General features: G+C 66.9%; 23 protein-coding genes, 3 other RNA genes and 2 pseudogenes. 14 read left to right on the forward strand and 14 right to left on the reverse strand.

All coding sequences use genetic code 11. The features are described 5' to 3' along the window. Positions 1-126 precede the first annotated feature (126 nt). Entirely contained in the window at positions 127-477 is a 351-nt protein-coding gene (locus tag XcodCFBP4690_RS20710; protein WP_104544046.1) for a winged helix-turn-helix transcriptional regulator, read from the reverse strand. An 88-nt stretch (positions 478-565) separates the two neighbouring features. On the opposite strand from XcodCFBP4690_RS20710, the gene XcodCFBP4690_RS20715 reads away from it, so the two are divergent. Beyond that, complete coding sequence (locus tag XcodCFBP4690_RS20715) at positions 566-892, forward strand: nuclear transport factor 2 family protein (protein ID WP_104544048.1); 327 nt, start codon at positions 566-568, stop codon at positions 890-892. Between the two features lie 255 nt (positions 893-1,147). On the opposite strand, the gene XcodCFBP4690_RS20720 is transcribed toward XcodCFBP4690_RS20715, so the two are convergent. Next, positions 1,148-1,223: non-coding RNA, sX9 sRNA (locus tag XcodCFBP4690_RS20720), on the reverse strand. A gap of 91 nt (positions 1,224-1,314) precedes the next feature. On the opposite strand from XcodCFBP4690_RS20720, the gene XcodCFBP4690_RS20725 reads away from it, so the two are divergent. Next, complete coding sequence (locus XcodCFBP4690_RS20725; RefSeq protein WP_104544050.1) at positions 1,315-1,932, forward strand: NAD(P)H-dependent oxidoreductase; 618 nt, start codon at positions 1,315-1,317, stop codon at positions 1,930-1,932. Positions 1,933-2,217: 285 nt separating this feature from the next. On the opposite strand, the gene XcodCFBP4690_RS20730 is transcribed toward XcodCFBP4690_RS20725, so the two are convergent. Then, positions 2,218-2,910 carry a glutathione S-transferase family protein gene (locus XcodCFBP4690_RS20730; RefSeq protein ID WP_104544052.1) on the reverse strand — a complete coding sequence of 231 codons (693 nt, stop codon included), beginning with the start codon at positions 2,908-2,910 and terminating at the stop codon, positions 2,218-2,220. A 293-nt stretch (positions 2,911-3,203) separates the two neighbouring features. Continuing rightward, a complete protein-coding gene (locus XcodCFBP4690_RS20735; RefSeq protein ID WP_104544054.1) occupies positions 3,204-3,956 on the reverse strand; it encodes an SDR family oxidoreductase in 753 nt (250 codons plus the stop codon). 136 nt (positions 3,957-4,092) lie between these two features. Here XcodCFBP4690_RS20735 and XcodCFBP4690_RS20740 point away from each other — a divergent pair, with 136 nt between their 5' ends. Then, positions 4,093-4,986 carry a LysR family transcriptional regulator gene (locus XcodCFBP4690_RS20740; protein ID WP_104544056.1) on the forward strand — a complete coding sequence of 298 codons (894 nt, stop codon included), beginning with the start codon at positions 4,093-4,095 and terminating at the stop codon, positions 4,984-4,986. 120 nt (positions 4,987-5,106) lie between these two features. On the opposite strand, the gene XcodCFBP4690_RS20745 is transcribed toward XcodCFBP4690_RS20740, so the two are convergent. The 5 genes and pseudogenes from XcodCFBP4690_RS20745 to trhA all read right to left on the reverse strand — a co-directional run bounded on the left by XcodCFBP4690_RS20745 (position 5,107) and on the right by trhA (position 7,410). Beyond that, entirely contained in the window at positions 5,107-5,754 is a 648-nt protein-coding gene (locus XcodCFBP4690_RS20745) for a glutathione S-transferase family protein (protein WP_104544058.1), read from the reverse strand. A 252-nt stretch (positions 5,755-6,006) separates the two neighbouring features. Next, positions 6,007-6,082: non-coding RNA, sX9 sRNA (locus tag XcodCFBP4690_RS20750), on the reverse strand. A gap of 53 nt (positions 6,083-6,135) precedes the next feature. Further along, positions 6,136-6,436 (reverse strand): annotated as a pseudogene (locus XcodCFBP4690_RS23365) (type II toxin-antitoxin system RelE/ParE family toxin). Beyond that, on the reverse strand, positions 6,424-6,681 hold the full coding sequence (locus XcodCFBP4690_RS20760) for a type II toxin-antitoxin system Phd/YefM family antitoxin (protein WP_029218202.1): 258 nt from the start codon (positions 6,679-6,681) through the stop codon (positions 6,424-6,426). Before XcodCFBP4690_RS20760 ends, XcodCFBP4690_RS23365 begins: the two are co-directional and overlap by 13 nt. Before the next feature lie 66 nt (positions 6,682-6,747). Beyond that, positions 6,748-7,410 carry a PAQR family membrane homeostasis protein TrhA gene (gene trhA / locus XcodCFBP4690_RS20765; RefSeq protein WP_167394735.1) on the reverse strand — a complete coding sequence of 221 codons (663 nt, stop codon included), beginning with the start codon at positions 7,408-7,410 and terminating at the stop codon, positions 6,748-6,750. 172 nt (positions 7,411-7,582) lie between these two features. Here trhA and XcodCFBP4690_RS20770 point away from each other — a divergent pair, with 172 nt between their 5' ends. Both XcodCFBP4690_RS20770 and XcodCFBP4690_RS20775 read left to right on the forward strand, forming a co-directional pair. Further along, positions 7,583-10,078 carry a DEAD/DEAH box helicase gene (locus XcodCFBP4690_RS20770; RefSeq protein ID WP_167394736.1) on the forward strand — a complete coding sequence of 832 codons (2,496 nt, stop codon included), beginning with the start codon at positions 7,583-7,585 and terminating at the stop codon, positions 10,076-10,078. Further along, on the forward strand, positions 10,075-11,637 hold the full coding sequence (locus tag XcodCFBP4690_RS20775) for a ribonuclease H-like domain-containing protein (protein ID WP_104544062.1): 1,563 nt from the start codon (positions 10,075-10,077) through the stop codon (positions 11,635-11,637). The genes XcodCFBP4690_RS20770 and XcodCFBP4690_RS20775 overlap by 4 nt, the downstream gene beginning before the upstream one ends. Positions 11,638-11,813: 176 nt before the next feature. Here XcodCFBP4690_RS20775 and avrBs2 read toward each other — a convergent pair whose 3' ends face one another. Together avrBs2 and XcodCFBP4690_RS20785 are read right to left on the reverse strand one after the other, a co-directional pair. Beyond that, positions 11,814-13,964 carry a type III secretion system effector avirulence protein AvrBs2 gene (avrBs2, locus tag XcodCFBP4690_RS20780; RefSeq protein ID WP_104544064.1) on the reverse strand — a complete coding sequence of 717 codons (2,151 nt, stop codon included), beginning with the start codon at positions 13,962-13,964 and terminating at the stop codon, positions 11,814-11,816. 142 nt (positions 13,965-14,106) lie between these two features. Next, positions 14,107-15,264, reverse strand: coding sequence for an ROK family protein (locus tag XcodCFBP4690_RS20785; RefSeq protein ID WP_104544066.1), 1,158 nt, complete (start codon positions 15,262-15,264; stop codon positions 14,107-14,109). Positions 15,265-15,460: 196 nt separating this feature from the next. Here XcodCFBP4690_RS20785 and XcodCFBP4690_RS20790 point away from each other — a divergent pair, with 196 nt between their 5' ends. Next, on the forward strand, positions 15,461-18,031 hold the full coding sequence (locus tag XcodCFBP4690_RS20790; protein WP_244183754.1) for a TonB-dependent receptor: 2,571 nt from the start codon (positions 15,461-15,463) through the stop codon (positions 18,029-18,031). 10 nt (positions 18,032-18,041) lie between these two features. Next, positions 18,042-18,830: a DUF1868 domain-containing protein gene (locus XcodCFBP4690_RS20795; protein WP_104544068.1), complete on the forward strand. Its 789-nt coding sequence runs from the start codon at positions 18,042-18,044 to the stop codon at positions 18,828-18,830. Between the two features lie 285 nt (positions 18,831-19,115). Here the strand turns inward: XcodCFBP4690_RS20795 and XcodCFBP4690_RS20800 are convergent, their stop codons facing one another. Both XcodCFBP4690_RS20800 and XcodCFBP4690_RS20805 read right to left on the reverse strand, forming a co-directional pair. Next, a complete protein-coding gene (locus tag XcodCFBP4690_RS20800; protein ID WP_104544070.1) occupies positions 19,116-20,477 on the reverse strand; it encodes an MFS transporter in 1,362 nt (453 codons plus the stop codon). Between the two features lie 192 nt (positions 20,478-20,669). Then, the gene (locus tag XcodCFBP4690_RS20805; RefSeq protein WP_104544084.1) at positions 20,670-21,221 is read right to left on the reverse strand and encodes a YdeI/OmpD-associated family protein; all 552 of its coding nucleotides are present in this window, start codon (positions 21,219-21,221) and stop codon (positions 20,670-20,672) included. Positions 21,222-21,475: 254 nt separating this feature from the next. On the opposite strand from XcodCFBP4690_RS20805, the pseudogene XcodCFBP4690_RS20810 reads away from it, so the two are divergent. Then, positions 21,476-22,014 (forward strand): annotated as a pseudogene (locus XcodCFBP4690_RS20810) (RNA 2'-phosphotransferase). A 165-nt stretch (positions 22,015-22,179) separates the two neighbouring features. After that, positions 22,180-23,445, forward strand: coding sequence for a phospholipase D-like domain-containing protein (locus XcodCFBP4690_RS20815; protein WP_167394737.1), 1,266 nt, complete (start codon positions 22,180-22,182; stop codon positions 23,443-23,445). A 24-nt stretch (positions 23,446-23,469) separates the two neighbouring features. Here XcodCFBP4690_RS20815 and XcodCFBP4690_RS20820 read toward each other — a convergent pair whose 3' ends face one another. After that, entirely contained in the window at positions 23,470-23,997 is a 528-nt protein-coding gene (locus tag XcodCFBP4690_RS20820; protein WP_104544088.1) for a CcdC protein domain-containing protein, read from the reverse strand. Between the two features lie 262 nt (positions 23,998-24,259). Here XcodCFBP4690_RS20820 and XcodCFBP4690_RS20825 point away from each other — a divergent pair, with 262 nt between their 5' ends. The 5 genes from XcodCFBP4690_RS20825 (at position 24,260) to XcodCFBP4690_RS20845 (ending at position 26,540) form a co-directional block, all read left to right on the forward strand. Then, positions 24,260-24,466, forward strand: a complete 207-nt coding sequence (locus tag XcodCFBP4690_RS20825) for a hypothetical protein (RefSeq protein ID WP_104544072.1) — start codon at positions 24,260-24,262, stop codon at positions 24,464-24,466. Continuing rightward, a complete protein-coding gene (locus tag XcodCFBP4690_RS20830) occupies positions 24,453-25,571 on the forward strand; it encodes a type II toxin-antitoxin system RelE/ParE family toxin (RefSeq protein WP_104544074.1) in 1,119 nt (372 codons plus the stop codon). Before XcodCFBP4690_RS20825 ends, XcodCFBP4690_RS20830 begins: the two co-directional genes overlap by 14 nt. Before the next feature lie 140 nt (positions 25,572-25,711). After that, positions 25,712-25,966 carry a FitA-like ribbon-helix-helix domain-containing protein gene (locus XcodCFBP4690_RS20835; RefSeq protein WP_104544076.1) on the forward strand — a complete coding sequence of 85 codons (255 nt, stop codon included), beginning with the start codon at positions 25,712-25,714 and terminating at the stop codon, positions 25,964-25,966. Continuing rightward, positions 25,963-26,388 (forward strand): PIN domain-containing protein, encoded by a 426-nt coding sequence (locus XcodCFBP4690_RS20840; protein WP_104544078.1) that lies wholly within the window; start codon positions 25,963-25,965, stop codon positions 26,386-26,388. Before XcodCFBP4690_RS20835 ends, XcodCFBP4690_RS20840 begins: the two co-directional genes overlap by 4 nt. 98 nt (positions 26,389-26,486) lie before the next feature. Continuing rightward, a non-coding RNA gene (locus XcodCFBP4690_RS20845) (sX9 sRNA) lies at positions 26,487-26,540 on the forward strand. Positions 26,541-26,617: the final 77 nt, after the last annotated feature.

Genomic DNA, 26,617 nt, shown 5'->3' on the forward strand with positions numbered 1-26,617 from the left:
CGAAATTCCGAAGTTCCAAAAGCCACTCTTCGGAACGACGCCACCTTCCGCCCTGTCAGGTCTCGTTGTTCAGACCTTCCCTAGCAATCTGAAGCAATTGCGACAATCACCGCTTATGAAAATCGATCACTTATGCGTTGATTTTAACCTTAGGCGTCGATCTGACCTGCCCCAGTTGAGCACCGCATCCAACGCAGGGCACAGCGCCTGTCCCCAGGCTGTCAGTCGGTAATCCACCTGCGGTGGTACCTGCGGGTAGACGGTGCGGAGTACCAGGCCGTCGCGTTCGAGCTGGCGGAGTTGCTGGGCCAGCATCTTTTGCGAGATGCCGGGGACCAGGCGTTCCAGGTCGGAATAGCGCTGTACCTGCCCGTCGAACAGATGAAACAGCAGTACCAGTTTCCAGCGGCCCTGGATGAGGTTGAGCAGGGCTTCGACATCGCAGGCGGCGGTGTCCGGGGTGTGCGGCTTTCCCATGGGTGCGTGACTTACCTTTGCGTGCGCTCTTGCGGGCGGTGATGACGCTCCCGATGATGGCATACACGTTTGCACTGGAGACCACGCCATGCCCCCTGCCCTGCCGGATGCGGTTGCCTGCTTCTTTACTGCCAGCAATCAGGGCGATGCGACAGTGCTGCTGCCGTACCTGGCCACTGATGCGGTGGTGCGCGATGACGGCCATCGGCATCAGGGTGCAGCCGCGATTGCGGCGTGGTTGGCGCGGGCGCAGGCCACCCCGCCGTACCCTGCGGTGCCGCGTGAGGCTCACACCCATGGCGATGCGCTGCATGTCACCGCAGACGTCTCTGGGGCTTTCTTGCAGAGCCCGCTACAGCTGGAACATGTGTTCCGCCTGATGGACGGCAAGAGTGCGGCGCTGGAGATCCACTGAGCGGTGGCGGCTGGTTCGCGTGGCACGCGCTGGATGCTGCGGCCGCAAGTGCGCAGCCAGCGTGGCCTCGACTCCGGGCAGTACCCAGCCGATAGGCGGCTGAAAAGCTGGCATGCCGTGCTAGCTTGCGATGTTGCCGCCGCGGCCCAACGGCAAGCGTGCGCGGCCGTTGGGCCGTCTATATACACATCGCGCTCAAAAAAAACCGCATCACGCCAATGCTGCGCCTTGGTGCAATGCCCTGACTCTTAGAGCGGCTAACAAACCGTAGCGAGCGGTCGTCAGGTGGGTGCGGGCGGCGCGGAGGAACCGCAGTGTACGCGTGGTACATGCCGATTCCGAGCACCGACCGCGCCCGCCTGGCGGCCGCGCAGTCGTTTTGCTAGCTGCTCTTATCCCCCTCGCCTTGGAGACACTGCCCCATGCATGCCTTACTTGTCGTTGCACACCCCGAGCCACGCTCGCACACGCACGCAGTGGCCGCGCAGGTACGCGATGCCATCGTGGCGTCCGATCCGTCGCATACGGTTGAGGTCGCCGACCTGGCGCAGGAAGGATTCGACCCGCGGTTCAACCAGGCCGATATCGCGCTGTTTCAGCAGCAGGCGGCACCGCCGCCGGATGTGGCGGCCGAACATGCGCGGCTGGAGCGTGCCGATGCGTTGGTGCTGGTGTTCCCGATCTATTGGTGGTCGTTTCCGGCGCTGCTGAAGGGCTGGATCGACCGGGTGTTTACGCTGGGCTGGGCATTCGACGAGGACGCGGACGGCGGGATCGTGAAGAAGCTGCAGCACCTGGACGTGCATCTGCTGGCGATCGGCGGCGCAGACGAGCGCACCTATGCGCGCCATGGCTATTTCGGTGCGATGAAGACGCAGATCACCCACGGGATCTTCGATTTCTGTGGGGCGCCGGTCCGCACCACCGAGCTGCTGACCGTGCCAGATGCAGGGTTTCCGCAGTCGCACCTGGAGACAGCGCGCGCAGTCGGTGAGCGGGTGTTCGCCGCGACAGCATTGGCTGGCGGCGCACGCGGCTGATGCAGAGGGCGTGGCGGACAGCCGGTACATGGTGATCCCGTTGGCAGACGCACACACCCGCCTGCAGGCGAGGCGTACAGGCGTGGGGGCCGCGTGTCTGCGACTCCTGACCAGGCGCGCTGCGGCTTCGCCACCTGCTGATCAAAAGACGACGCGGAGGCCAGCAACGATGCGGGGCGGCGACGTGCATGCCGGTGCACTGGTCCTGCCCGACAGCCCCATCGCCGAGTGTCGGACGTGGCGCACAGGTCCAACGCGATCAGCCACGCGCGCTGAAGTCGAACGTTACAGTGCCGGCACGCTCGCCGCCTGCGCGAGCAGAGCGCCCTGCCGTTGCAGATGCTGCTGGAAGCGGTGTGCGTAGTCCGGCCCCACCGCCGAGATCACGCTCTGCCGTGCGGCCAGGGCTGCGCGCCATGCGCGCACGCGCGGCAACCCGTCGAAGATCGGCGCGGAAACATCCGCCTGCAGCAGGTCGAAGTAGCGCAGCAGCGGCGCGAACACCACATCGACCATGCCGAAGGCAGCGCCTGCAAAGTATGGGCCCTCGCCCAGCACCGCTTCGATCTTCTGCAGCTTGCTGTGGAAGGCAGTGCGCGCGGCCTCCGCAGTGGCCTGGTCGGTGGCGTTGAGCAGCTGCCAGCCATCGGCGAATGTGGGCGTGGCGAACTCGATCCAGGCGCGCTGCTGCGCGCGTTTCAGGGGGTCGTGGGGATACAGGCTGGGCTTGCCGCTGGTGTCGTTGAGGTAGTCGCAGATCACCACGCTCTCGAAGACAGTGGCCACGCTACCGTCCGGCTGGCCGACGCGCAGCAGCGGCACCTTGCCGGTGGGCGACAGCGCCAAGAGCCAGTCCGGCTTGGCAGACAAGTCGACGTTGACGCGCTCGAACGGCGCCGCGTTTTCCAGCAGCACGATCGCCGCGCGTTGCACGAACGGACACAAGGGGTGGCTGATCAGGGTCAGGGAAGTAGACATGGGTTATCTAGGTCTCAATGAGAGGGGTGTTGCGGGGGCGGCCGTGCGCAGGGCGATGGATTGGCACCTCATCCATGGCAGCAGGACGCGCCGGGCCATGCAGCTGGCGCATGTTGCTGCGCATGCAGCGGGATGGAAGCCGGGCCTTGCGTGCATGCCGGCGCGCAGAGCGCCTAGCCCGGCCTGCGCCTGCGCACCGCTCGGTTGCGCAGGCAGGCGGTCAACGCTGGCATTGCCGGCAGTGACGGCGCTCCGCGCCCTCACTGCCGGTGCCGCAAGGACGGCTGCCATGCTCAGCCGTTGAGCAGGCGGCCGCCGTCGACCACGATTTCCGATCCCACCGTCCAGCGCGATTCGTCCGATGCCAGGTACAGCACGGCTTTGGCCACCTCTTCCGCGGTGCCGAAGCGGCCCATCGGAATGCCAGCGATGATCTGCTCGTTGACTTGCGCCCGATAGGCATCGGGAATGCCGGCTTTGTCGTAGAGCGGGGTTTCGACCGGGCCTGGGCTGACCGCATTGAGGCGGATACCGCGACCGAGCAGCTCGCTCGACAAGGTCTTGGTCATGTTCAACAACGCGGCCTTGGTCCCGCTGTAGACCGACGAACTGGCCGCACCAATGTGGGCGCTGATGGAGGTATTGAGCACCACCGATGCGGGGTTGGCAAAGACCGGCAGCAGCGACTGCAGCAGGAAGTACGGGCCTTTGACGTTGATGGCGAAGGAGGTGTCGAAGGCCTGCTCGGTCCAGTTCTCGATCGGAATCCAAACCGAGACGCCGGCATTGAGGAAGGCCACGTCGAGCTGGCCGTAGTGCGCGGCAACGGCCTGCGCCAGTTCGCGCTGCGCGGCCACGCTGGCCGAATCGGCGCGCAGCACCGGTACCTCCGAACCCAGGATGTCCTTGGCCTTGGCGATGGAGTCCGGGTTTACGCCGGTGACGATGACGCGGGCGCCTTCGGCGAGAAACTGCTTGGCGGTTTCCAGCCCGATGCCGCTGGTGCCGCCGGTGATGAGGGTGCGTTTGCCTGCCAAACGTGACATGAGATGCTCCTGTGTGAGTGAGGCCAACCACGTCGGCGGGCCTTCGGTGGACGCATCATCGCCTCGTGCTGGATTTGCAATAAGATCCTGCGAACGCATAACGTTCATGCGCATTGCGCATGAATCGAGAGCAGGTATGGACCGCTTTTTGCTGATGAACTGCTTTGCCCGCGCCGTGGAGACGGGCAGCTTCTCCGCCGCCGGCCGCGATCTGGGACTGGGGCAGCCCAACGTGAGCCGTCATGTGGCGACATTGGAAGAGCATCTGCAGACCAGGCTGCTCAACCGCTCCACCCGCAAGCTGGTGCTGACGCCGGAAGGCGAGCGTTATTACGCCGAAGTGCGCCGCATCCTGGATGCGGTGGACGAATCGGAGATGGCGTTACGTGAAGATGTGCAACCCACCGGGCTACTGCGGGTGGGGTGTCCCACGGCGTTGTCGCACACCTTTGTGATGCCGCTGGTACCGGAGTTCCTGCGGCAGTTTCCTGCGCTGGAGCTGGATCTGCAGATCAACGATCGCTACGTCAATCTGCTCGACGAGGGCGCGGAACTGGCCATTCGCATCGGCCATCTGGAAAGCAGCGCCCTGCGCGCGCGCCGGATCGGCGCCTTTCGGCGCGTCACCGTGGCCAGCCGTGCGTATCTGGAGCGCCGCGGCATTCCAGCCACGCCTGCAGACCTGGCGCATCACGATTGCGTGCTGTACACCTTGTTGGCAACCGGGGCGAGCTGGCGCTTCAAGGACACCGATGTGCCGGTATCCGGGCGGATCCGGGTCAACTCGCCCGAGGCCGCCCGCGAAGCAGTCAGCGCAGGGCTCGGCATCGGGCTGGGCCCGGCGTGGCTCTACGAACAGGGGCTGACCTCGGGCGAGCTGCAGACAGTGCTGGATGACTTCGCGCCGCCACCTGCCCCTGTGCAGATCGTCTATGCCGCCAATCGTCTGGTCCCCAAGCGTGCCATCGTGTTCATGGATTTCATTGCAGCGGCGTTTGCGAAGATTCCGCAGCTCAATACGGTTGGATGATGGTTGGAGTGCGCCCTGTTGCTGCATCGACAACGCGCACGTCGCGTATCGCCACCGGGGCGACGCACGGCCTGTCTTGCTGTCGATGCCACCCGCGCGGCCTCCTAGCCGTTCGCCGCCTCAGGATGCAGCAGTGCCGTTGATCGCCCACTGCGCCGCAAAGGCGCGTTGATAGGCCGGGCGGGCTTCGCCGCGTGCGACATAGGCCTGCAGTGATGGGAAGGCGTCCAGCAGGCCGCTGAGCCGGATGCGGATCAGCACGGAGATCATCAGCAGGTCGCCGGCGCTGAAGTCGCCTTCCAACCAGCGGTTGTCGGCCAGATGCGCGCTCAGGTGCTGCAGGCGGCGGTTGATGCGCTTGTGCAGCAGCGGCATGCGCTCTGCCGTCCAGGGTTGGTCGGCTTCCAGCAGGATAGCATTGGCCAGTTCCAGGCTGGGTGGCTCCACCGTGTTGAGCGCGGCGAACATCCAGGCGATGGCGCGGGCACGCGCAGTGGGATCGGCGGGCAACAGGCCGGCATGGTGCTGGGCGAGATGCAGCACGATGGCGCCGGTTTCGAACAGGACAAGCCCGCCCTGCTCGAAGGTCGGAATCTGGCCGAACGGATGCAGCGCCAGGTGCGCCGGTTCCCTGAGTGCGGCGAACGGCAGCAGGCGCACCGTGTAGGGCTGGCCCACTTCTTCCAGTGCCCAGCGCAGGCGGGTGTCGCGGGCCAGGCCCTTGCCGCCATCGGGCGAGCGCTCGAAGGCGGTGATGGTGATCGTCATGGTCGAAGCGTCTCTGTCGCCGGGGCTGGGCGTAGCGTACGCCGGCGATGTGCGCCGCCGCACGGGTGCGGCCTGCCGCCGCGTCAGGCCGGCGGCGGGCCCTCGGCCTGCGCGGCCAGGGTCGGCGCCCGAGCCTGGCTGCGGTGGCCGTCATATCCGCAACCGGCACGAACCGCGCATCAATGGGCCGGGAAATGGTTGCCCGGGTGCGCGTCGGCTCGCATTGGCTAAGCCAGCGGGCCGTCGAAGAGCGGCCAACAGCACGTAGCGCGCAGCGTCAGCTGGGTGCGGACGGCGCACTCACAACCGGAGTGTCGGCGTGGTGCACCCAACACCGACCGCGCCCGCCTGGCGGCCATGCCGTGGTTTTGCTGGCCGCTCCTAGCGTGAAAGACGGTTCTTGCGAAGCGCGCGCTCCGAGCGCATGACGTGCACCACCACGATGCGCTGCCCCATCCAGGCGGTAGAACACGCGGCAAGGTGGTTCGACAATCTGGCGATAGCGCGAGCGCTTGAGTTCCTGTGGCCGGCTTCCGCTGTCCGGGTGTTCGATCAATTGCTCAACGTGCGCGAACATCCGTTTCACCAGTGCCGCTGCAGCGGGCAAGTTGTCAATTGCGATGTAGTCGGCAATCGCGTCCAGATCAGCCAATGCCGGCACCGACCAGATTATTTCAGCCATCGCGCCATGCGTTGCTGTGCCTGTTCATGGCTCAGCGTACGGCCTTCCGCTACTGCCATTTCTCCACGGGCAATTCCTTCGAGGAGCGCCATGCGCTGCTGCATGCGCTCATAGCTGGCAACATCCACCAGATAGGCACTGGGTAAACCGTGCTGTGTGATCAGGATTGGCTCCTTGTCGCGCTCTGCAGCTGCAAGAAGTTCGGTAGCCTGACGTTTGAGCGTGGTGACAAGTTCGGTGCGCATGGAGTGACATTGAAGTATCACTTAGGGCGAGGCAAGCGGCCGGCCCGAGGACGCCAAACTGCGCCCTCACCCCTCGCTGAACGGCCGCAGGCACAGCCAGATCGCATACCAGTGCGACAGCGCGCCGCCCAGCACGTGGGCGTGCCAGATGGCGCGGTTGTAGACCATGGACTTGCGCACGTAGAAGCCCACGCCCACGGTGTAGAACGCGCCGCCAGCGACGATGAGCCACAGCACCGCGCTGTCCAGCCCGGCGATCATCTGGTTGACCACCACGATGCCCGCCCAGCCCAGCAGCAGGTAGATCGCCACCCAGAAGCCCTTGGCGATGCCGGGCAGGCACAGTTTGGCGTACACGCCGAACAGCGCCACGCTCCACACCGCCAGGATCATGGCCCAGCGCCAGGGGCCATCGAGCGCGACCAGGAAGAACGGGGTGTAGGAGCCGGCGATCATGACGAAGATGCCGGCGTGGTCGAACTTGCGCAGCATCGGCTGGCGCTGCGGCGGGGCGAAGTTGTAGGCGGCCGAGCAGGCGAACATCACCAGCAGGCCCAGCGCATAGACGCAGGTGGCAAACAGCATGGTCTGGTTGGCATGCGCGCGCCACACCATCCAGCCGCCACCGACGATGGCCAGGAACAGGCCGGCTGCATGCACGATCACATCGGCACGGCGGGCAGCGGGAGTCTTGTAATGCGGAGCGAGGGCGCTGGGGGGCACGGGCACGGCGGGTCTTCGAAAGGGGGAGCCCATAGCGCGCAGGTCGGGCATGACGCAGTGGGGGCCACAGCATACCCGCTTGCTGAATTCGCTCAGTGACACGGGCTCGCCCATTCGGGCCGTGTCTCATACCCTGAGACGCCTCCCCTGTCTCATGCCCCTCTTTGGGAGCTGCCGTATGCCTCCGTTTGCCCTCGCTCCCCGCACCGAAACCGCCGAACGCGCCCTGGCCACCACCGATGGGCGTCCCAGCCGCGACGGCGCACTGCTCACCCAGCGCCTGGAACGGCGCTACCAGGACCGCATCACCGGCAGCTTCACCCTGCCCGGGCGCGAAGGCCGCTATGCGCCGATCCCGGACGATGTGCCGGCCGCACTCGCCGACGCACTGCGCGCGCGCGGCATCGGCCAGCTCTACAGCCATCAGGCCGAGGCCTGGGCGGCGAGCCAGCGTGGCGAGCATGTGGCGATCGTGACGCCCACCGCCTCGGGCAAATCGCTGTGCTACACGCTGCCGGTTGTGAGCGCGGCGATGACCGCCGGGGCCAAGGCGCTGTACCTGTTCCCGACCAAGGCACTGGCGCAGGATCAGGTGGCCGAGCTGCTGGAACTCAATCGCGCCGGCGAGCTGGGGGTCAAGGCCTTCACCTTCGACGGCGATACCCCAGGCGATGCGCGCCAGGCGATCCGCCTGCATGGCGACATCGTGGTGAGCAACCCGGACATGCTGCACCAGGCGATCCTGCCGCATCACACCAAGTGGGCGCAGTTCTTCGAGAACCTGCGCTATGTGGTGATCGACGAGATCCACACCTACCGCGGCGTGTTCGGCAGCCATGTCACCAACGTGCTGCGCCGGCTCAAGCGTATCTGCGCGTTCTACGGCGCCAACCCGCAGTTCATCCTGTGCTCGGCCACCATCGGCAACCCGCATGCGCACGCGCAGGCCCTGATCGAAGAACAGGTGCATGCGATCACCGAGTCCGGCGCGCCCACCGGCGACAAGCATGTGCTGCTGTGGAATCCGCCGGTGGTCAATGCAGACCTGGGCCTGCGCGCCTCGGCACGTTCGCAGAGCAACCGCATTGCGCGCATCGCCATCAAGAGCGGGCTGAAGACGCTGGTGTTCGCGCAGACGCGGTTGATGGTGGAGGTGCTGACCAAGTACCTCAAAGACATCTTCGACCACGACCCGCGCAAGCCGGCGCGCATCCGCGCCTACCGCGGCGGTTACCTGCCCACCGAGCGGCGCGAAGTGGAGCGGGCGATGCGGGCCGGCAACATCGACGGCATCATCTCGACCTCTGCGCTGGAACTGGGCGTGGATATCGGCGCGCTGGACGTGGTGATCCTCAATGGCTACCCCGGCAGCGTGGCGGCCACCTGGCAGCGTTTCGGCCGTGCCGGGCGGCGCCAGCAACCGGCGCTGGGCGTGCTGGTGGCCAGCTCGCAACCGCTGGACCAGTATGTGGTGCGGCACCCGGATTTCTTTGCCGATGCCTCGCCCGAGCATGCGCGCATCGCGCCGGACCAACCGCTGATCCTGTTCGACCATATCCGCTGCGCGGCGTTCGAATTGCCGTTCATCGCCGACGAGCCGTTCGGCCCGATCGACCCGCTGGTGTTCCTGGAAGCCTTGGCCGAAAGCGAGGTGATCCACCAGGAAGGCGAGCGCTGGGAATGGATCGCCGACAGCTACCCGGCCAACGCGGTGAGCCTGCGTTCGGTGGCCGACGGCAATTTCGTGGTGGTGGACAAGAGCGACGGCAAGCAGCAGATCATCGCCGAGGTGGATTATTCGGCCGCCGCGCTCACCTTGTACGAAGGCGCCATCCACATGGTGCAGAGCACGCCGTATCAAGTGGAGCGGCTGGATTGGGAAGGCCGCAAGGCCTACGTGACGCGCACGCATGTGGACTACTACACCGACAGCATCGACTACACCAAGCTCAAGGTGCTGGACCGCTTCGACGGCAGCGTGGCCGGCCATGGCGATTCGCATCATGGCGAGGTGCATGTGGTGCGGCGCGTGTCCGGCTACAAGAAGATCCGCTATTACACGCACGAGAACATCGGCTACGGCCCGGTGAATCTGCCCGACCAGGAACTGCACACCACCGCGGTGTGGTGGCAGTTGCCGCAGGCCACGTTGGGCAAGGCGTTTGCGTCCAAGCAGGACGCGCTGGATGGCTTCCTGGGCGCTGCCTACGCGCTGCACGTGGTGGCCACGGTGGCGGTGATGGCCGATGCACGCGACCTGCAAAAGGCCGTGGGCAATGGCGACGGCGCGTGGTTTGCGGTGGCCGACCAGACCGGGCGCGGACAACTGCGCGGCGTGGACGAAGGCGAAAACGCCGCGGTGGAATTGCAGCAGGCCTTCGTGCCGACGGTGTATCTGTACGACAACTTCCCCGGCGGCGTGGGCCTGAGCGAGCCGCTATGGCTGCGCCAGGCCGAGCTGCTGCAGCGCGCCGATGAACTGGTGCGGCGTTGCGATTGCAGCGCCGGCTGCCCGGCCTGCGTGGGCCCGGTGCTGGCCGCGCACGAGCAAGGCAAGGGCGAATCGCCCAAGTCGCTGGCCTTGACGGTACTGGCATTGTTGTTCGATGCCGATGCGCCGCTACGCCATGCCACCCAGGTGGACGAGGATCTGGCGCTGGACGTGCTTGCATGAGCGTAAGTGCGGAGCGACTGCGGCTGCTGCGCCGGCAGGCGGGGCATGCGGACGCGCCTGCGCCGGCTGCGGCGCAGCGCAGTGAAGCGCTGCGCTGCGATACGCAGGCCACCGCGCAGAGCGGCACGACCGATGCGGCGCCGGCCTGGGACATCGCAGGCGCAGCGCAGTCCCCTGCTCCACCGATGCGTGCAGCCATGGCCAGGCGACCAGCCGCCGATGCAGCCGCCGTTGACGCTGTTGCAGGCAGCGCGCGCATGGGTGCCGGCAGCGCTGCGCCAGCGGGATCACCTTCGACGCAGAACGCGACACCGCCTGCGCCTGGCGCCGCCCCGGGCGTCAGCGCGGAGCGTCTGCGCCTGTTACGCCGTCAGGTGGGCGGGTTGACGCCTGCAGCGCGCAAGGACGATGCGGCGCTGCCGACGCGTGCGCAGCGGGCCGCGGCATCCAGCGCGGTGTCGCCTGCTGCACGCGCACCTGCGCGCGCTACAGCGCCTGCACACGAGGGTGCCGTGAGCGGCCGCTCGCACGACGTATGCGCACACACCGCCGCCCCCACGCTTGCGCGCCGCACCTTGGCGTCGCCTCCACCGCCTGCGCGCGAGGCATCGGTATTTGCGTGGGTGGAGCACGATGTGCGCCACACACCCGCGTCGGCACCCGCTGTCGATGGCGATGCCGTGGATGCGGGTATCGCAGGCCGCTCGCCGGTAGCGCGCAACAGCACGACACCATCGCTGGCACCGCCGCTGCAGCGGCGTACCGACATCGCCGGCCTGCGCAAGATGATCGGCCTGCGCGAACGGGCGATCTCACCGCACACGCCGCTGCGTGCGGCCTCCACCGATCGGCAGCTGCCAGGCAACGAGATCGCACCGGGCCTGCATCTGATCGAAGCCTTCCTGCCGCAGCCGATTCCGGGCCAAGCGCTCTCGCTGGCCTTCGCCAAACGCCAGGACACGGTCGACCCGCTGGACCTGCTCTTCTTCGACACCGAAACCACCGGCCTGGCCGGCGGTACCGGCACGCGCGCCTTCATGATCGGCGTGGCCGATTGGTACATGGATCAGGCGCAAGGCAGCGGGCTGCGCGTGCGCCAGTTGATGATGTCCACGATGGCAGCAGAAAGCGCGATGCTGGATCTGTTCCGCAGCTGGCTGTCGCCGCGCACGGTGTTGTCCAGCTACAACGGCCGCTGCTACGACGCGCCGTTGTTGAAGACGCGCTACCGGCTGGCGCGCCGCGGCGACCCGATCTCCGCGCTGGACCATGTGGACCTGCTGTTTCCCACGCGCCGGCGCTATCGCGGCACCTGGGAGAACTGCAAGCTGTCCACCATCGAGCGGCAACTGCTGCGCGTGGTACGCGAGGACGACCTGCCCGGCTCCGAAGCGCCGGCCGCCTGGTTGAGCTACCTGCGCGGCGGCAGCGCGCGCAACCTGCGCCGCGTGGCCGAGCACAACCACCAGGACGTGGTGACCTTGTCGCTGCTGCTGCAGCGCCTGGTGGCGGTGGATGCGCAGGACCGCGAGGTGATTCCGTTGCTGGAGACGCCGTAGCGCCGCAGCAGGCGCAGTGGTGGCGCAGTGCGCGCGTCCTGGGCGGGAGCGCCAGTGCAGTTTGCCGGCGAAGGCGATGTCCACCCGCAACACTGCAAGGCGCGCACCCATTGGCGACCACGCAAGCGGTCATGCCGCCGGGCCACGCGCGCCGGCGCAGGATCAGTGCGCCGTCATCACTCTTCTGGCTCGGTCTGTTTGGCTTGCTCGTTGAGGTAATGGGTCACCGGTGCACCACGGTACTGATCGGTCAGTCGCCCCAGGGATTGGGCGCGTGCATCCACCGCCTGCCTGGCTGCGCTGTCGTGCGCAGGTTCTGCAGAGCGATCCAGAAGGCGGCCTTCGCGCACTGCCGCCACATGGGCCGGGTCGGCGGGCCTGGAGGCGGCGCGGAATTCGCCGGTGCGCTGCGCCACGATCGCCGCATCGCGTGCGGTGTCGATGGGGGTGTCTGGCGGCAGGTCCAGCTCCATGCCGGTGTGACCACGTGCCAGCGTGCGGTTTTCCAGCAACGCGAGCAGTTCTTCCTCGGGCTGGTCGGTCAGCAGGCTTTCGCCGGCATCGCGAAAGGCACCGGCGGTGGTGCGCTGGATCCCGAAGGCTTCGCCGCTGAGCTTCTGCATCTCGCCGAAGTTGCGCCAGACGTAATAGTCCTTGTCGTGGTTGGCGCGCGGCAGGGAGAAATCCTCATACCGATAGCCGGACGAAAACGCCGCCTGCGCGTAGGACGAGTCCGGCTGGCGCAGGCGTGCGCGTGCGAGCTCCATGGCCTTGCCTGCAGCGCTTTGCTGATCGGTGGCCACCGCCTCCACGATGACCGGGCGCATCCGGTTCCAGCTTTCCAGCCACTGCACCGCAGTGTCGGCCAGTCCCTCCGGGCCCTCGTCCTTGCCCGGGAAGAACTGGCGCAGCTGCGCGTCGGCAAGCATGCCCTGGCTGAAGACCGGCACCACATTGATCTTGGCCAGCAGCCGATCAAGTGCGGCCCGGCGTGGCGCATCCTGGGAGTGCAGCGGATTGATCTGGTAGCGCTTGTACAGATTGGACAGAAATTGATCGAAGCCACCCGTGTAGTACTTGGCATACAGCTTGATCGCGGCCCCCTGGCGCAGGTCCGGCCGGCGCATCAGCAGCATCGCCACCGCCTCGGCGGTGTCTTCCTTGCAATCCAGCGCCACCGACATCGCCTCCGGCTTCTGCAGCGCGTGCTCCAGTGCCTGCTCCACCGCGGCAATGGTCTGATCGGTCTTGATGAAGTTGCCATCGACCGGGTTGCGGATCACCAGCGGCATCTCGCGCAACTGGGCGAACGGTACCTGCGAGACCAGCCTGTTCTGCGGATCGTCGGTCATGCGGCCAATGCTGAAGTCGTGCATCAAGACCGGCACGCCGTCGGCACTGACCTCGACATCCAGCTCCAGGTTGCGATACCCCTGTGCATAGGCGCGATCGATGGCGGCCAGCGAGTTTTCCGGAATGCCGGCGTGGTTGTCGAACAGGCCCCGGTGCACCATCACGTCCTTGCCCAGCGCACGCGTGCTGGGCGCCTGGAAGTACGCGTCGTGCACGAGCTCCTTGCGGTGCTTGCGCAACAGCGCTTCCTTTCCGGCCACCAGATGATGGTCGTTGGCCTTGAAGAAGGCTGCGCCGCCGTCGCGCGCCGGCACCTCGTGCCCGTGGTAGCACGCGGCCTGCTGCAACTTGCGGCGCGGCTGGGTGGGTGCGGTGGGCTTCAGCCAGCCCTGTGTTTTCAGCAGAGTGCCTGGCAGATCCAACGCCTTGCCCAATGCAGTGCGTGCTGCATCGCTGAAGGTGTCGTCATGCGCAAACGCGCGTTGCAGATCGAAGATGATGCGGCCTTGTTGCGCATCGACCAGCACCGGGCCGGCCGCTGCTCGGGAGCGATCCGGCAGACCGGCTGTCATCGCTTCGAACGCGGTGGTGTCCAGATACACCGGCTCCAGCGCTCCGGCGGCAAAGCGTGCCGCGATGCTGGCGGGTCCGGTCGCCTTGCCGGCCTTTGCAAGCTGCTTGGCCAGCGTGCTTTGCGCGGCCTGCACGGTGATCTGCCTTGCCTGCACTTCGGCCAGGCGTTGCTCCGAAAACTCGCTGTCCAGTGCCACCAATGCCTGCTTGCCGGTCATGGCGCTGTCGTCCAACGGCACCAGTGGCGGTTGCATCAGCACCTGGCGACGCGGGCGTGGACCCAGTGGCAGGTTGCCGCCGGGCAGGTGCGGCACCTCCATCGGGGTGGCCGGGCTGGTGTGCGTGGGTGTTGCCAGCGCGGTGGTGGGCGTGGCGGCTTGTTGCGAAGGGGCAATACGCATGACGACCTCAAGAGCACTGCGGGCGGCCAGTAAAGCGCCTGGCATATGACAATGCGCAACCGAGGCGAACTCTGCCGCCGCGATGCGAAACGATGCCCCGGCGCAATGCCGGCACGCGCATCGGCTGCTCCACCACCTGCGGCTAGAACAGCGTTTCCTTGAACGGCAGCATGGCCGCGCCCAGCACCGTGGCATGTGCCTGCACCTGCCCGACCAGCAACGCCGGATACGGCAGGGCGACGCCGCGCCGTGGTGCGGGCTCGAAGGCCACACGGGCGATCAGCCGCTGCGCAAGATCTGCCGGCAGACGCGCGCCGAAGACGATGACGCGCGGGTCGATCAACGCGATGATTGCCGCCACCGCCAGGGTCACGGTGGGTTGCACCGCATCCAGCCAGGCGTCGATCTGCGGCCACGCCGGATCGTAGTGCTGCAGCATGGTGTGCAGGTCCGCCAGCACATGGCCGTCGGCGACGAGCGCCTGGCGCAGGCTTTCCAGCGTTGGCCGCGCGCTGCCGGTGATGGCCGAGATACGCCCCAGTTCGCCCACATTGCCGTGCGCGCCGCGGCGCACCCGACCGGCGGCGATCACGCCCGCGGCAAACCCATCGGCGATCGTCAGGTAGACCAGATCCGGCGATTGCCGGCCGACTCCGTACAAGGCTTCGGCCAGGGCCGCGCAGTGGGCGTCGTTGTCCATCCACACCGGCAGCTGCAGGCGGTCGGCGATGAACCGGTCCAGCTCCACCTGCATCCAGTCGGCGGCCAACGTGAGCGGCGGGTTGACCCGCGTGCCGTCGCCGATGCGCGGGCCGGTCATGCTGACACCCACCCCGAACAACCGCTGCCGGTCCACGCTGGCGGCCTGCAGCAACTGCTCCACCAGGTCCGGCAGCCGCGCCGCGACCAGGTCCAGCGTCAGCGGGAACGCGGTGAGCTGGCGCATGCCGCGCACCTGGCCGGCGAAGTCGATCAGCACCACCGCGATGCCATCGACCATCAACGAGACCCCCACGCTGTACGCGTAGTCGGGCACCAGACTCAACTGGACGCTGGGTTGGCCGCGACCGCGCCGCAGCGACGGGCCGAGCTGGAGCAGCCCATGGGCAACCAGCGGGTCGATGATGCCCTTGGTGCCAGGAACGCTGAGCCCGCTGGCGCGCGGCAGGTCGGCGCGTGCCACCTGGCCGGCGCTGCGGATCAGATCCAGCAACGCGCGCTCGCTGGAACCGGCGGCCTGGCCGTCGCTGCGGCGGCGGTAATGCGAACGGATGGCCGCGTGGGCGAAAAAGGAAGACATGGGGCAGCAGAAGGACCGGTGGTGTCACACAAGTTTAAATTAAGCAGATTAATTTAATTCGCCTGCGGCCACCGTGTTGGGGCCGCCCGACAGTGCGGATAGTGCCATGCGTCTTTTTCATCCCTCCTTCCCTGGCCCGCTTGGGCCCGCTGCAGCCTGCGTCCCACAGCGTCGCATACTGTCCTACGCGCTGGGCATGGCCGTGGTGGGCTGGATGCAGATGCCGGCACAGGCCGTCGCCGCGCCCGCCGATGCCACGGCGCAGACCCTGGATGCGGTGCAGGTGCGGACCTCCTTCCAGTCGCAGAACACCCGGGCCATCGCCACCAAGCAGGCCGCGCCCACGATCGTGGATTCGGTTGCCGCCGACAGCATCGGGCAACTGGCGGATTTCAATGTCGGCGATGCGCTGCGCCGCGTCACCGGCGTGAGCACCGTGGAGTACCAGGGCGAGCCGCGCTACGTGACAGTGCGCGGCCTCAACGGCAACTACAACAGCATGCTGATCGACGGCTTTGCATTCGCAAGCAACGACATCGGCAGCCGCCAGGCAATGATGGATGTGCTACCGGCCAACTTTGTCGACCGCATCGACGTGGTGAAGTCGTTCCTGCCTGAAAACGACGGTGGCGCGATCGGCGGCGTCACCAACCTGGTCACCGCCACCGGCTTCGGCCGTCCGGACGGCCTGCTGACCGCCTCGGCCAAGGCCGGCGCCAACCTGATGGGAAGCCGCTATGGCGGCCGTACGCCAGTGGGCGAACGCGAGCTCAAATGGGGCAAGCGCTTCGGGCGTGACGGCGAGTTTGCATTCCTGGGCGCAGCCAGCTTCTGGCGCCGCGAGATCCCGGTGCCGCAGCAGGAAAACGGCGGCGCCCTGAACTGGTACAACGCCGACGGCACGCGCGCTCCGGTGCCCTATGGCGGCGTGGGCGACGCGGTGCCCAGCGAGCGGCGCTGGTACAACTACGACAACACCCGGCAACGGCGCGGCCTCACCGCACGCGTGGACTGGCAGCCGGACGGTCCGCTCAGCGGCCATGTGTCCGGTTACAGCTTCCGCCAGCGCGAGGCCTCGGACCGCTATACCCAGAACGCCCAAGTGCAGAACAGCGCGCGCCTGACCCGCACCGGCCCGCAGGGCGGTACGCTCGATAACCTGAATCAGTACGTCGAACTGGGGCAGTTGCGCTGGAAGCGCGCGCTGTCGGGCATCAACGGCGAACTCCTGGCCGAGCTGCCGGCGCAATGGCGCGCCGCGCTGCGCGCGAGCACCTCACGCGCCACGGTGGACAACCCGCAGACCTGGGACCGCTTCCAGCAAAACCGCCTGGCATACGGGTTCGACTGGAGCGGCACGCTGCCCGCCTTCACGCCGCTGGACCCGGCCCTGGCCGACGACCCGACGCGCTATCCCAACGCCTATCACCAACAGGAGCGCACCGACTACGCCGAACGGGTTGGAGACCTGCAGTTGGAGCTGCGTCGCAACATGGACGAGGACAACCGCGGGTTGGGGCTGGCCGTTGGCGCGCGGCAGGTGCGCACGCACATGCGCACCGCTGTGCAGCGCACCACTTGGAACGGCTTGCCTGGCACCCTGGCCGACGTGCTCGGCAGCCCGACCTGCGCCCTGGGCTGCAACGCGGAGATGATGACCATCGACCCGGCATTGGCCGACGCACGCTGGGATGCGCTGGCCGGCCAGGCGCGCGGGGTGGTGGACACCACCGCGCAGAACAGCGGCAGTTACGTCGTCGACGAACAGGTGCGCGCCGGCTTTGCCCAGGCGCAATGGCGCGGCGAGCGCTGGCTGCTGGCCGGCGGCATCCGCCTGGAACAGACGCGCTTTGCCAGCGCCGGCCAGCAGCTGAGCGGAACCACCTGGACGCCGGTCAGCGCGGTGCGCACCTACCGCAACTGGTTGCCATCGCTCAGCGGGCACCTGCAGACCAGCGCCAACGGCACGCTGCGCATCGGCGTCTCGCGCTCGATCGGGCGCCCGCGGCTGGACCAGATGGCCTTGAACGGTGGCGTGCTCACGCCAGGCAGCACGCCGCCGACGCTCAACCAGGGCAACCCGGACCTGCAGCCACGCCGCTCGCAGAACCTGGACCTTGGCCATGACTGGAGCTTCGACGACGGCGGCAGCCTGCTGTCGGTGGCGCTGTTCCACAAGACCATCACGGATGAAATCTTCCGCTACGGGCAGATGGACAGCATCGACGGCGAGCAGGTGCTGGTCACCCAGCCGCGCAATGTGGACCGGCCGGTGCGCCTGCGCGGCGCCGAGCTGGGGGCCATCAAGGAGCTGGGGTCATGGCTGCCTGCGCTGGACGGCCTGTCGGTGACCGCCAATGTGACGTTCCTGCACGTGGACTACCCGGTGGTGCTCGGCGATGGCAGCCGCACCACGCTGGACGTGCTGCCGCAGCAGCCCAAGCAGTTGTGGAACCTGACCCTGAATTACGCCCGCGGGCCGCTGCGCAGCACGCTGGCCTGGAGCCGCACCGGCGAGCTGTGGGACGACCGCTACCCCAACTACAGCAGCCAGCAGGAGTTCTATCGCAACCGCTACCAGCAACCACTGGACCGTCTGGATCTAAAACTGGCCTGGGATGTCTCGCCCACGCTGGCCGTGAGCCTGGACGTGCTCAATCTGGCCGGTCAGGGCTACCAGTACCGCATCGGTCGCAATCAGGAATACGTGCAATCGGCCTGGAAGATGGCCCCCACCGTGATGCTCGGCGTCAACGTCAAACTCTGAGGAGCTGTGCATGTCGTCATGTCTGGATACCCCCTTCAGCCGCCGCCGGCTGCTGGCCGCCGCTGCAGGCACCGCGGTGTTGGCCACCGCCCTGCCCACGCTGGCCGAGACACCGCCACCGCCGGATGTGGGCCGCAAGTTCCTGAACTCCAGGCGGCCGATGCCGTTTGCCGGCAATACCTTCGTTGGTCATCTCGAACAACAGGGCGATGGCTACGACAGCTTCGACCGCGTGCTGGACATCTACCGCGAACTGCCCGAGCACCACTTCGCGAACAAGTTCGCGCTGCTGCCGCCCAGCAGTTATCACGTGACCCTGCTGGGCGGGGTCAACGAGAGCGACCGCGCCAGCGGGCCATGGCCGGGCGATCTGACGCGCGATGTGGCATTGAGCGATATCCATGCCGATTTTCTTGCGCGGTTGAGGCAGCGCACTGCGGCGCCGCTGGGTGCATGCAGCTTTGTGGTCGATCCGGCTGCGGCACGGACCGGCAACAACGTCAACCTGCTCATCCCGCTGCGCCCTGCCGATACGCAGACCGCACAGCGCCTGGAAACCGCGCGCCAGGGGCTGATGACGCTGACCCGCCTGCAGCGCCCGGACTACGTCAATTTCCAGTTTCATATCTCGCTGGCCTACCTGTGTCAGACGCTCGATCGCGCAGAACAGGCCGCCTATCGCGCTGCAGTGGGCGACTGGCTCGAGCGACTGGCGGCAGCGGGTCCGATCACGATCCCGCGCTTTCACTTCTGCACGTTTGCGGATATGTACGCGTTTCGGACAGTGCGAGAGGTATGAGTTGGGGAGTCGGGAATCGATGTGCGGATCGCGCGTCGCAGCCGGTGCCTGATCGATGGCGGTTGCAATGGAATGGATGCATGAGGACGTGACGATGCGGTTGTCACCCTCCATCCGTTACGAGGGCAGCCATCTGGCTCACGTGGGTGTGGCGGCCCCTGCGATCTCGCGCCCATGCGTGGAGGACGACCAGCCCCCGGGCAATCGCTGCGTGCAGTGACGCGCTTGCCGACTGTGCCGCTCTCGCACGGCCGACAAGCCGCTTCACTGCACGCACAAGCCACCTCACCGCACGCGCTTGCGCATCGCCGCTTCGTCATCCAGCCAGTTGCTGCCCTTGTTGGTCAGGAAGAACATGTAGACCACCAGCGACACCGCGATCACCGCCGTGGCGTAGATCACGAACTCGCTGACATGCCCGGTCTTCAACGAGGCCTGATACAGCAGCGGCGCGGTACCGCCGAAGGCCGAGTTGGCCAGTGCGTAGCCCAGGCCCACGCCCAGCGCGCGCACATGGGTGGGGAACAGTTCGGCCTTCACCACGGCGTTGATCGAGGTGTAGCCGGTCAGGATCACAAAGCCCACGGTGAGGATGGCGAAGGCCATCAGCCAATCGGTCTGCTTGGGCAGTTCCATCACCAGGAACCAGGTGTACAGCACGCCGCCGATGCCGAAGAACACCAGCAGGGTCTTGCGGCCGACGATGTCCGACAACCAGCCGCCCACCGGCTGCATCAGCATCAACACCGTCAGCGCCACCAGGTTGATGATGGTGCCGGCCATCACGTCGCCGCCGGCGAACGCGCTCTGGATCATCTTCGGGCCGGTCACCGAGTAGGTGTAGAACGCGATGGTGCCGCCGGCGGTGATCAGGAAACACAGCAGCAACGGGCGCCACTGGTTGACGAACAGCTCGCGCATCGAGCCCGAGGCCCTGGCCTTGCCGGTACGCGAATCGGCGATGGATTCGGAGCTCAGCGACTCATCCATGGTCCGGCGCAACCAGAACACCACCAGCGCACCGACACCGCCCAGGCCGAACGCCACCCGCCAGCCCCAGGCCGATACCTGCGAGGCATCGAAGAAATGCAGCATCACCAGCAAGGTGGCCTGCGCCAGCACATGGCCGCCCACCAGGGTGACGTAGTGGAACGAGGACAGGAAACCGCGCCGGCCGGGAATCGCCGCTTCGGACATATAGGTCGCGCTGGTGCCGTACTCGCCACCGGTGGCAAAGCCCTGCAGCAGCCGCGCCAGCAACAGGATGATGGGCGCGGCGATACCGATGGTGGCCACGGTGGGTGTGATCGCGATGACGAACGAGCACAGCGCCATCATCGACACCGAGATGGTCAGCGCCAGGCGGCGGCCGTAGCGGTCGGCGAAGCGGCCGAAGTACCACGCACCGATCGGGCGCATCAGGAAGGTCATCGCAAAGATCGCCCACACGAACAGGGTGGCGTTCTTGTCTTCCTTGGAGAAGAACTGCGATTCGAAGTAGGTGGCGAACACCGAGTAGACGTAGACGTCGTACCACTCGACCAGATTGCCGGCCGACCCCTTGAGCGTATTGGACACCGAGCGGCGAAGGCTGCCGGGCGCTGCGCCGGAACCGGCGGCAATCGGAGACGATGGGGGTGCGCTCATGCGGTCGGAACCTCTTTGGTGGGGCAGCTCCGGAGTATAGGTGCGTGCTGGTGTGACGCATGTAAGCATTTCGGCGCATAGGCAGGTCTCGCGCAAGCGGCTAGTCCGTCTGCAGCGCGCGGGTGGAAAACGGCCGAGGTGCGGCCTGCACCGCCGTCGTTCCACTGCGACCTTCGGGCTCAGCGTGGCGCTTCAGCTCGCTTTTGGCGTCGGTGCGGTCAACGACTTGCTGTACATCCCGGAGCGGTCGAAGCAGCACGCACGGCGCTTGCCCGACGCCAGCATGTCGCAGGCGGTGGCGATGCGCTTGACCCGCGTGGTGGCCTTCTTGCCCGACACGATCCAGACGATCCAGTCGCGCCGCGCCAGCGCGGTGATGTCGTCCCAGGTCGCACGCGCGGCCGGCTGCGCGGCCAGTGCGGCATGCAGATCGTCCGGCACCACCGGCTCGGGTTCCACGTCCACCGGCGTCATCTCCACTGCGACCTCGTCACCGGCAGCCACGCCGGCTGCCTGCTGCAAGGCGTGGTCGACCTTGAGCCAATGCCCGCCCTGTCCATCCGGTTCAAGCGTGGCCTGCAACGGCTGCCCGGCGAATGTGCCGGTGACGGTCACCATGCTGCGCGTGGGCAGCGTGTTGCTTGCTGCGGCGGGCAGCTGCAGAAATAGCCAGGTGGCCGCCTTGGGCGCTGCAGGTTCCAGCAGCGTGGCCTTGCAGCGAACGGTGGCAGCGACCCTGGGCATCCGCGCACGATAGCACCGCGCAGTCACGCGATGGCATGCAGCGCGCGCATGCAGCGGACGCGTCCATTGCAGCACACGTGGATCTGGCGGCCCTGCGGTCACTGCAAGGCAACCCACGCCCAAGACCGCGTTCGCCACCCATTCCGGGGGCGACCCACCCGGCAAGCGTGTACGCTGGCCCGGCAAACGTGTGCCGCCCACCAGGCAGCCCAGGCACGCGGCAGCATTTCTCTGCAATGAAGCAAAGGCACACCATGTCTCAGCAGCTGACCGACACCAGCAAGTTCCTCAGCTATGTCCTGCGGCATGCGCCGGAGACGATCGGCTTGACGCTCGATCAGGACGGTTGGGTAGACATCCACGCCGTCATTGCCGGCGCCACAGCCTCAGGCCGCCAGCTCGATATGGCATTGCTGCAAGCAGTGGTTGCGCAAAGCGACAAGCAACGCTTCACGCTGTCCGACGATGGCCTGCGCATCCGTGCCGCACAAGGCCACTCCACGCCGACCGTCGCACTGCGGCACCAGGCGCTGTGTCCGCCTCGGATGCTGTATCACGGCACCGCCACGCGCTTTCTCGAAGCGATCCTGGCGCAAGGCTTGCAGCCGGGCCAGCGCCACCACGTCCATTTGTCCGCCGATCCGCAAACCGCTACGACCGTCGGGGCACGCCGGTCGTGCTCGGCGTGCACAGCCTGCAGATGCACGACGCCGGGTTCGGCTTTTTCCAGGCCGACAATGGCGTCTGGCTGACGCCGCATGTGCCGCCCAGCTATCTGCACGTGCCGGAGTAAGCTCGCCAGCCGCAGCGATTGCGCCTGGCATCGCGATGCCCGCCGGCAGATGACATGCAACTGCGCCTCTCCGGCCGTCGCCTTCCCTTCACGACCCCCATGCCGGCAGCCTTGCCAGAATGCCCGCCGTTTATGCCCGCACTGCGGGACATCGGAGTGGGATGCATGATCTGGATCATCGTGGCCGCCGTGGTCGTCACCTTGCTGGTGGGGCTGCTGCTGCTCAACTTCGCCACGCCGGAGAAGAAGCTACAGCACATCCCCAAGCACCTGTACGACGTGGCCGACCCGCAGTTCAAGCGCGAGATGTCGGTACTGCTGGGCCCGGCCATCCTGCCGGGCAACCGCATCGACGTACTCAACAATGGCCACGAAATCTTTCCGGCCATGCTGGCTGCCATCCGCAGCGCGCAGCACACCATCACCTTCGAAACCTACATCTACTGGTCGGGCGAGATCGGCCGCGAGTTCAGTGACGCGCTGTCCGAGCGCGCACGCGCCGGCGTGGCGGTGCGGGTCACCATCGACTGGGGCGGCAGCCTGAAGATGGACCATGCGCTGGTGGACACCATGACCGAGGCCGGCGTGGAAGTGCACCGCTACCGGCCGCTGGCCTGGTACAGCCTGCACCGCGTCAACAACCGCACCCACCGCAAGTTGCTGGTGATCGACGGCCGCATCGGCTTCACCGGCGGCGTGGGCGTGGCCGACCAGTGGATGGGCGATGCGCAGGACCCGGAGCATTGGCGCGACACCCATTACCGCATCGAAGGCCCGGTGGTGGCGCAGGTGCAGACCGCCTTCAACGACAACTGGATCAAGACCACCGGGCGCGTGGTCAACGGCGCGCACTACTACCCGGCGCTGGACGCGGCCGGCGACAGCGATGCGCAGTTGTTCGTGGCCTCGCCGGCCGGCGGCAGCGAGAGCATGCACCTCATGTATCTGGTCGCCATCGCCGCCGCGCGCAGCACCATCGACCTGGCCGCCGCGTACTTCGTGCCCGATGCATTGATCACCCGCTCGCTGCTGGAAGCGCGCGGCCGGGGCGTGGCGATCCGCGTACTGCTGCCGGGCAAGCATATCGATGCGGTGTCGGTGCGGCTGGCGTCCAAGGCCAGCTGGGAGCCGCTGCTGCAGGCCGGCATCGAGATCCACGAATACCAGCCCACCATGCTGCATACCAAGCTGCTGATCATCGACGGCCTGCTGGTGTCGGTGGGGTCGACCAACTTCGACATCCGCTCGTTCCGCCTCAACGACGAGGCCAGCCTGAACGTCTACGACCGCGCGCTGGCCGCACGCATGACCGAGGTGTTCGAACGCGATCTGCAGCGCGCCGAGCGCTACACGCTGCAACGCTGGCTCGCACGGCCGCTGCGGCAGAAGCTGGGCGAGAAACTGGTGTTCCCGTTCCGCTCGCAGGTGTAAACCACGCCCGCTCGGGAATGGCGGTCAGCGCACCGACTCCGCCGCGCCAGCCTGCAGGCGCAGCTGGCGCAGACGCCACCACAGCCCGGCGATGTGCACCAGCGCATACAGCACCAGCGCGGCCGCGATGCCCAGGGTCAGCGGGCTGGCCTGCGACCCGGCCACCGCCGCACCGGCGGCGAAGGCGCCGCTGGCCCAGCGCCACGCCAGCCGGCCCAGCAGCACCAGCATCAGCGCCGCGCCGATCCAGGGGTTGGGCGTGTACCAGCCGCGACCCTGCACCCATTCGGCAGGCGTGTAGCGCAGCGACAGCACGCCCAGCCCGATGCCGGCCAGCGCTCCCAGCGCGATCCCCGGCCGCACCTGCGGCAAGCCGTACAGCGCGAATCCCAACGCCGCCGCAAGGATGAGCAGGGCCATCGTGCGCACTCCGGTCGCCAACGGTTTCCACGGCTGCCGGCCGAAGCTGCGCCGGATGCGCCGGTAGCAGAGAAACCCGATGGCAGCCATCGACAGATACGGCGTGAACGGGGCGATGGCGTGGGCGGGCATGACGCGGTCCTGGTCGAGTGGCCGCTGCAGGATGAAACCCGGCCACGCCGCCGACAAGGTGCCAAGCGTCACTTCTGCTGTCGGCCGTGTGTCGACACGCAGCTTCGCTCCGGCGGCTGCGGCTGCGGCTGCGGCTGCGGCTGCGGCTGCGGCTGCGGCCAGCCTCGCCGGTGAATGCCACACCTGCGCGCCGGAGCCGTGCCACACGCCAGTCCGCGCTGCGGCGGTAGACTTGCCGGCAGTATTCCCCCACTGCAGTGCCATGTCCGCCATCAAGCATCACGCCCGTACGCTGATCGACACGCTGCCCGACACCGCAGGGTGGGAGGACGTGCTCCATGCGGTGAGCGAGGCCCGTTTCCAGGCGGCCGTGCTCGACGGCATCACCGCCGCCGACCAGGGCGACTTCATCGCACCGGCGCAGCTCACCGCACTGTTCGCCGGCTGGGGTGTCGATGTTGCGGCGTGAGTGGACCGTCCCGGCCGCCAAGCAGCTCGCCCACGCCCAGGATCATTATCACGCGCTCAACCCGGCCGCGGCCGCGGCGATGGCGCGACAGGTGCTGGAGGCCACCCGCACGCTGGCCGAACAGCCCGGCCGTGGCCGCGCCGGCCGGGTGCCCGGCACCCGTGAATGGGTGGTCACGCAGACCCCGTACGTGCTGGTCTACCGCGTGCGCGACGACACGCTGCAACTGCTGCATGTCCACTTGGACCCCAGCGACTGGCTGCCGCGCACCGAACCGCTGATCGAGCGCCTGGAACCATGGATCGCCGCGCTGATCAGCGCGCTGCTGCATGTGCTGATGCTGCTGATCCTGCTGTCGGCCTCCACGCCCACGGTGACCCCGCCGCAGGGCTCGGCCAGTGGTGGCCGCACCAAGGTGGACTTCGTCGGCGACACCGACCAGCCCCAGCAACCGACCCCGTCGCCAACGCCCACTCCGCCCTCGCCCTCGCCCACGCCTGCGCCGGTACAGCCGCCGCCGGCCGCCTCGCCCGTGCAATCCACCCTGGTGCAGAACGCCAGGAACCCGGTGCCGCCGCAAGGCAGCACGCGCAGCGGTGGCCTGACCGAACAGCGCCAGGCCCGCCCCGTACAGCGCCCCACCCCGCCGCAACCGCCGGCCGAACCGTCATCGCCGCCGCAGCGCCGCCCGGAAACCTGGACCGGCCGTCCACCGGGCATGCTCGACGAACCGGCCGACGCCGCCGAAGACGGCACCGCGTACACGCCCACCATCAGCCAGGGCCGCCGCAACGACCGCAACAACGCCCAGCCCAGCATGGATATCGGCGGCTACCAGGTCTATTACGACGTGCGCAGCGAAACCCAGCTGCGGGTGTGGAAGGAACAGGGCATGCAGGAAATCGCCATCATCCTGCCCGGTACCCAGCAACGCATGGTTTGTCCATTGGAGGTCGCGCTCAAACGCGGCTCCAGCAAATGCCGCCTGCTGCCGCCGGACTCGCCGGAACTGAAGAGCATCGGCGACGCCCGCGAGGTCATCAACATGATGGAGGTCTACCGCCAGGGCGAACCGGTCTGGCGCGGGCCGGGGCCGTATCGGTGAGTGCGTGGGGCTAGGTCTGGCCTGGGTTCCACTTACCTGCTAACGCGGGAATGACTGCATCGATACCGTGCGTGTTGAGGTTGCCGGAGTGCTTGCACTTCTCTAAAGTGCAATCAACCTGATGTCGCCGGGAGAGCTACATGCCTTCTTTCACCGTCCGCAATATCCCCGACGAGGTGCATCGCGCGATCCGCGCGCGTGCCGCACTCCACGGCCGCAGCACCGAGGCGGAGATCCGCGCAATACTTGAATCAGCCGCCAAACCCGCAGACCGGGTCAGACTCGGCTCCCTGCTGGTGGACATCGGCCGCGACGCCGGCCTGACAGCAAAAGAGGCCGACGCCTTCGACAAGCTGCGCGACAAGGCCGCGATCAAGCCGATCGGTCTGAAGTGATCCTGCTCGATACCAATGTCATCTCCGAGCTTTGGCGACCTCAGCCCAACCCGCAGGTCGTCGCCTGGATCGATGCGCAGGCCGTCGAGACACTGTTCTTGTCGGTCGTGACGGTGGCTGAGCTGCGTTTCGGTATTGCCGTGATGCCCAAGGGCCGCAAGCGCTCCACGTTGCATGCACGGTTGGAAGGCGAGGTATTGCCGCTGTTCGACGGGCGCCTGCTCTCATTCGACCTGGATGCATCACACACATTTGCGGCGCTTGCATCGAAAGCCAGAGCCGCAGGGCTCACACTCGGGCGTGCCGATGCCTATATCGCCGCAACGGCAGCCGCGCAAGGATTGGCTGTTGCCACTCGCGACACGATCCCCTTCGAGGCGATGGCGTTGGACATCATTAATCCGTGGAGTCAAGCGCCTTAATTTTTTTGACGCGAATTAATATTCTGCCTCCTGGATCAACGCATGCTTATTTTCGTTGATGAATCAGGCACCTTCACTCCGAGTGAATCGGAATCCTCATGTACCACTCGTACACTGCGGTTCCTCCGCGCTGTCCGCACCCACCGACGTCCCCCCGATTTTGAGTAGCACCGCAGTTTGGAGTCCAATTCCCTACCCGACGGAGATTGGACGTGAAGAAACGTTTTAC

The sequence above is a fragment of the Xanthomonas codiaei genome (assembly GCF_002939785.1).
Taxonomy (GTDB): domain Bacteria; phylum Pseudomonadota; class Gammaproteobacteria; order Xanthomonadales; family Xanthomonadaceae; genus Xanthomonas; species Xanthomonas codiaei.

Coding starts and splice junctions, on each gene's coding strand:
- XcodCFBP4690_RS20805 (WP_104544084.1), bottom strand. CDS start 21,221: ATGCCCAGGGTCGCTGCCACCGTTCGCTGCAAGGCCACGCTGCTGGAA.
- XcodCFBP4690_RS20740 (WP_104544056.1), top strand. CDS start 4,093: ATGGACCGCTTTTTGCTGATGAACTGCTTTGCCCGCGCCGTGGAGACG.
- XcodCFBP4690_RS20815 (WP_167394737.1), top strand. CDS start 22,180: ATGATCTGGATCATCGTGGCCGCCGTGGTCGTCACCTTGCTGGTGGGG.
- XcodCFBP4690_RS20820 (WP_104544088.1), bottom strand. CDS start 23,997: ATGCCCGCCCACGCCATCGCCCCGTTCACGCCGTATCTGTCGATGGCT.
- XcodCFBP4690_RS20770 (WP_167394736.1), top strand. CDS start 7,583: ATGCCTCCGTTTGCCCTCGCTCCCCGCACCGAAACCGCCGAACGCGCC.
- XcodCFBP4690_RS20710 (WP_104544046.1), bottom strand. CDS start 477: ATGGGAAAGCCGCACACCCCGGACACCGCCGCCTGCGATGTCGAAGCC.
- XcodCFBP4690_RS20800 (WP_104544070.1), bottom strand. CDS start 20,477: ATGAGCGCACCCCCATCGTCTCCGATTGCCGCCGGTTCCGGCGCAGCG.
- XcodCFBP4690_RS20795 (WP_104544068.1), top strand. CDS start 18,042: ATGTCGTCATGTCTGGATACCCCCTTCAGCCGCCGCCGGCTGCTGGCC.
- XcodCFBP4690_RS20715 (WP_104544048.1), top strand. CDS start 566: ATGCCCCCTGCCCTGCCGGATGCGGTTGCCTGCTTCTTTACTGCCAGC.
- XcodCFBP4690_RS20725 (WP_104544050.1), top strand. CDS start 1,315: ATGCATGCCTTACTTGTCGTTGCACACCCCGAGCCACGCTCGCACACG.
- XcodCFBP4690_RS20785 (WP_104544066.1), bottom strand. CDS start 15,264: ATGTCTTCCTTTTTCGCCCACGCGGCCATCCGTTCGCATTACCGCCGC.
- avrBs2 (WP_104544064.1), bottom strand. CDS start 13,964: ATGCGTATTGCCCCTTCGCAACAAGCCGCCACGCCCACCACCGCGCTG.
- XcodCFBP4690_RS20745 (WP_104544058.1), bottom strand. CDS start 5,754: ATGACGATCACCATCACCGCCTTCGAGCGCTCGCCCGATGGCGGCAAG.
- XcodCFBP4690_RS20735 (WP_104544054.1), bottom strand. CDS start 3,956: ATGTCACGTTTGGCAGGCAAACGCACCCTCATCACCGGCGGCACCAGC.
- XcodCFBP4690_RS20835 (WP_104544076.1), top strand. CDS start 25,712: ATGCCTTCTTTCACCGTCCGCAATATCCCCGACGAGGTGCATCGCGCG.
- XcodCFBP4690_RS20760 (WP_029218202.1), bottom strand. CDS start 6,681: ATGCGCACCGAACTTGTCACCACGCTCAAACGTCAGGCTACCGAACTT.
- XcodCFBP4690_RS20775 (WP_104544062.1), top strand. CDS start 10,075: ATGAGCGTAAGTGCGGAGCGACTGCGGCTGCTGCGCCGGCAGGCGGGG.
- XcodCFBP4690_RS20790 (WP_244183754.1), top strand. CDS start 15,461: ATGGCCGTGGTGGGCTGGATGCAGATGCCGGCACAGGCCGTCGCCGCG.
- XcodCFBP4690_RS20730 (WP_104544052.1), bottom strand. CDS start 2,910: ATGTCTACTTCCCTGACCCTGATCAGCCACCCCTTGTGTCCGTTCGTG.
- XcodCFBP4690_RS20825 (WP_104544072.1), top strand. CDS start 24,260: ATGTCCGCCATCAAGCATCACGCCCGTACGCTGATCGACACGCTGCCC.
- XcodCFBP4690_RS20830 (WP_104544074.1), top strand. CDS start 24,453: ATGTTGCGGCGTGAGTGGACCGTCCCGGCCGCCAAGCAGCTCGCCCAC.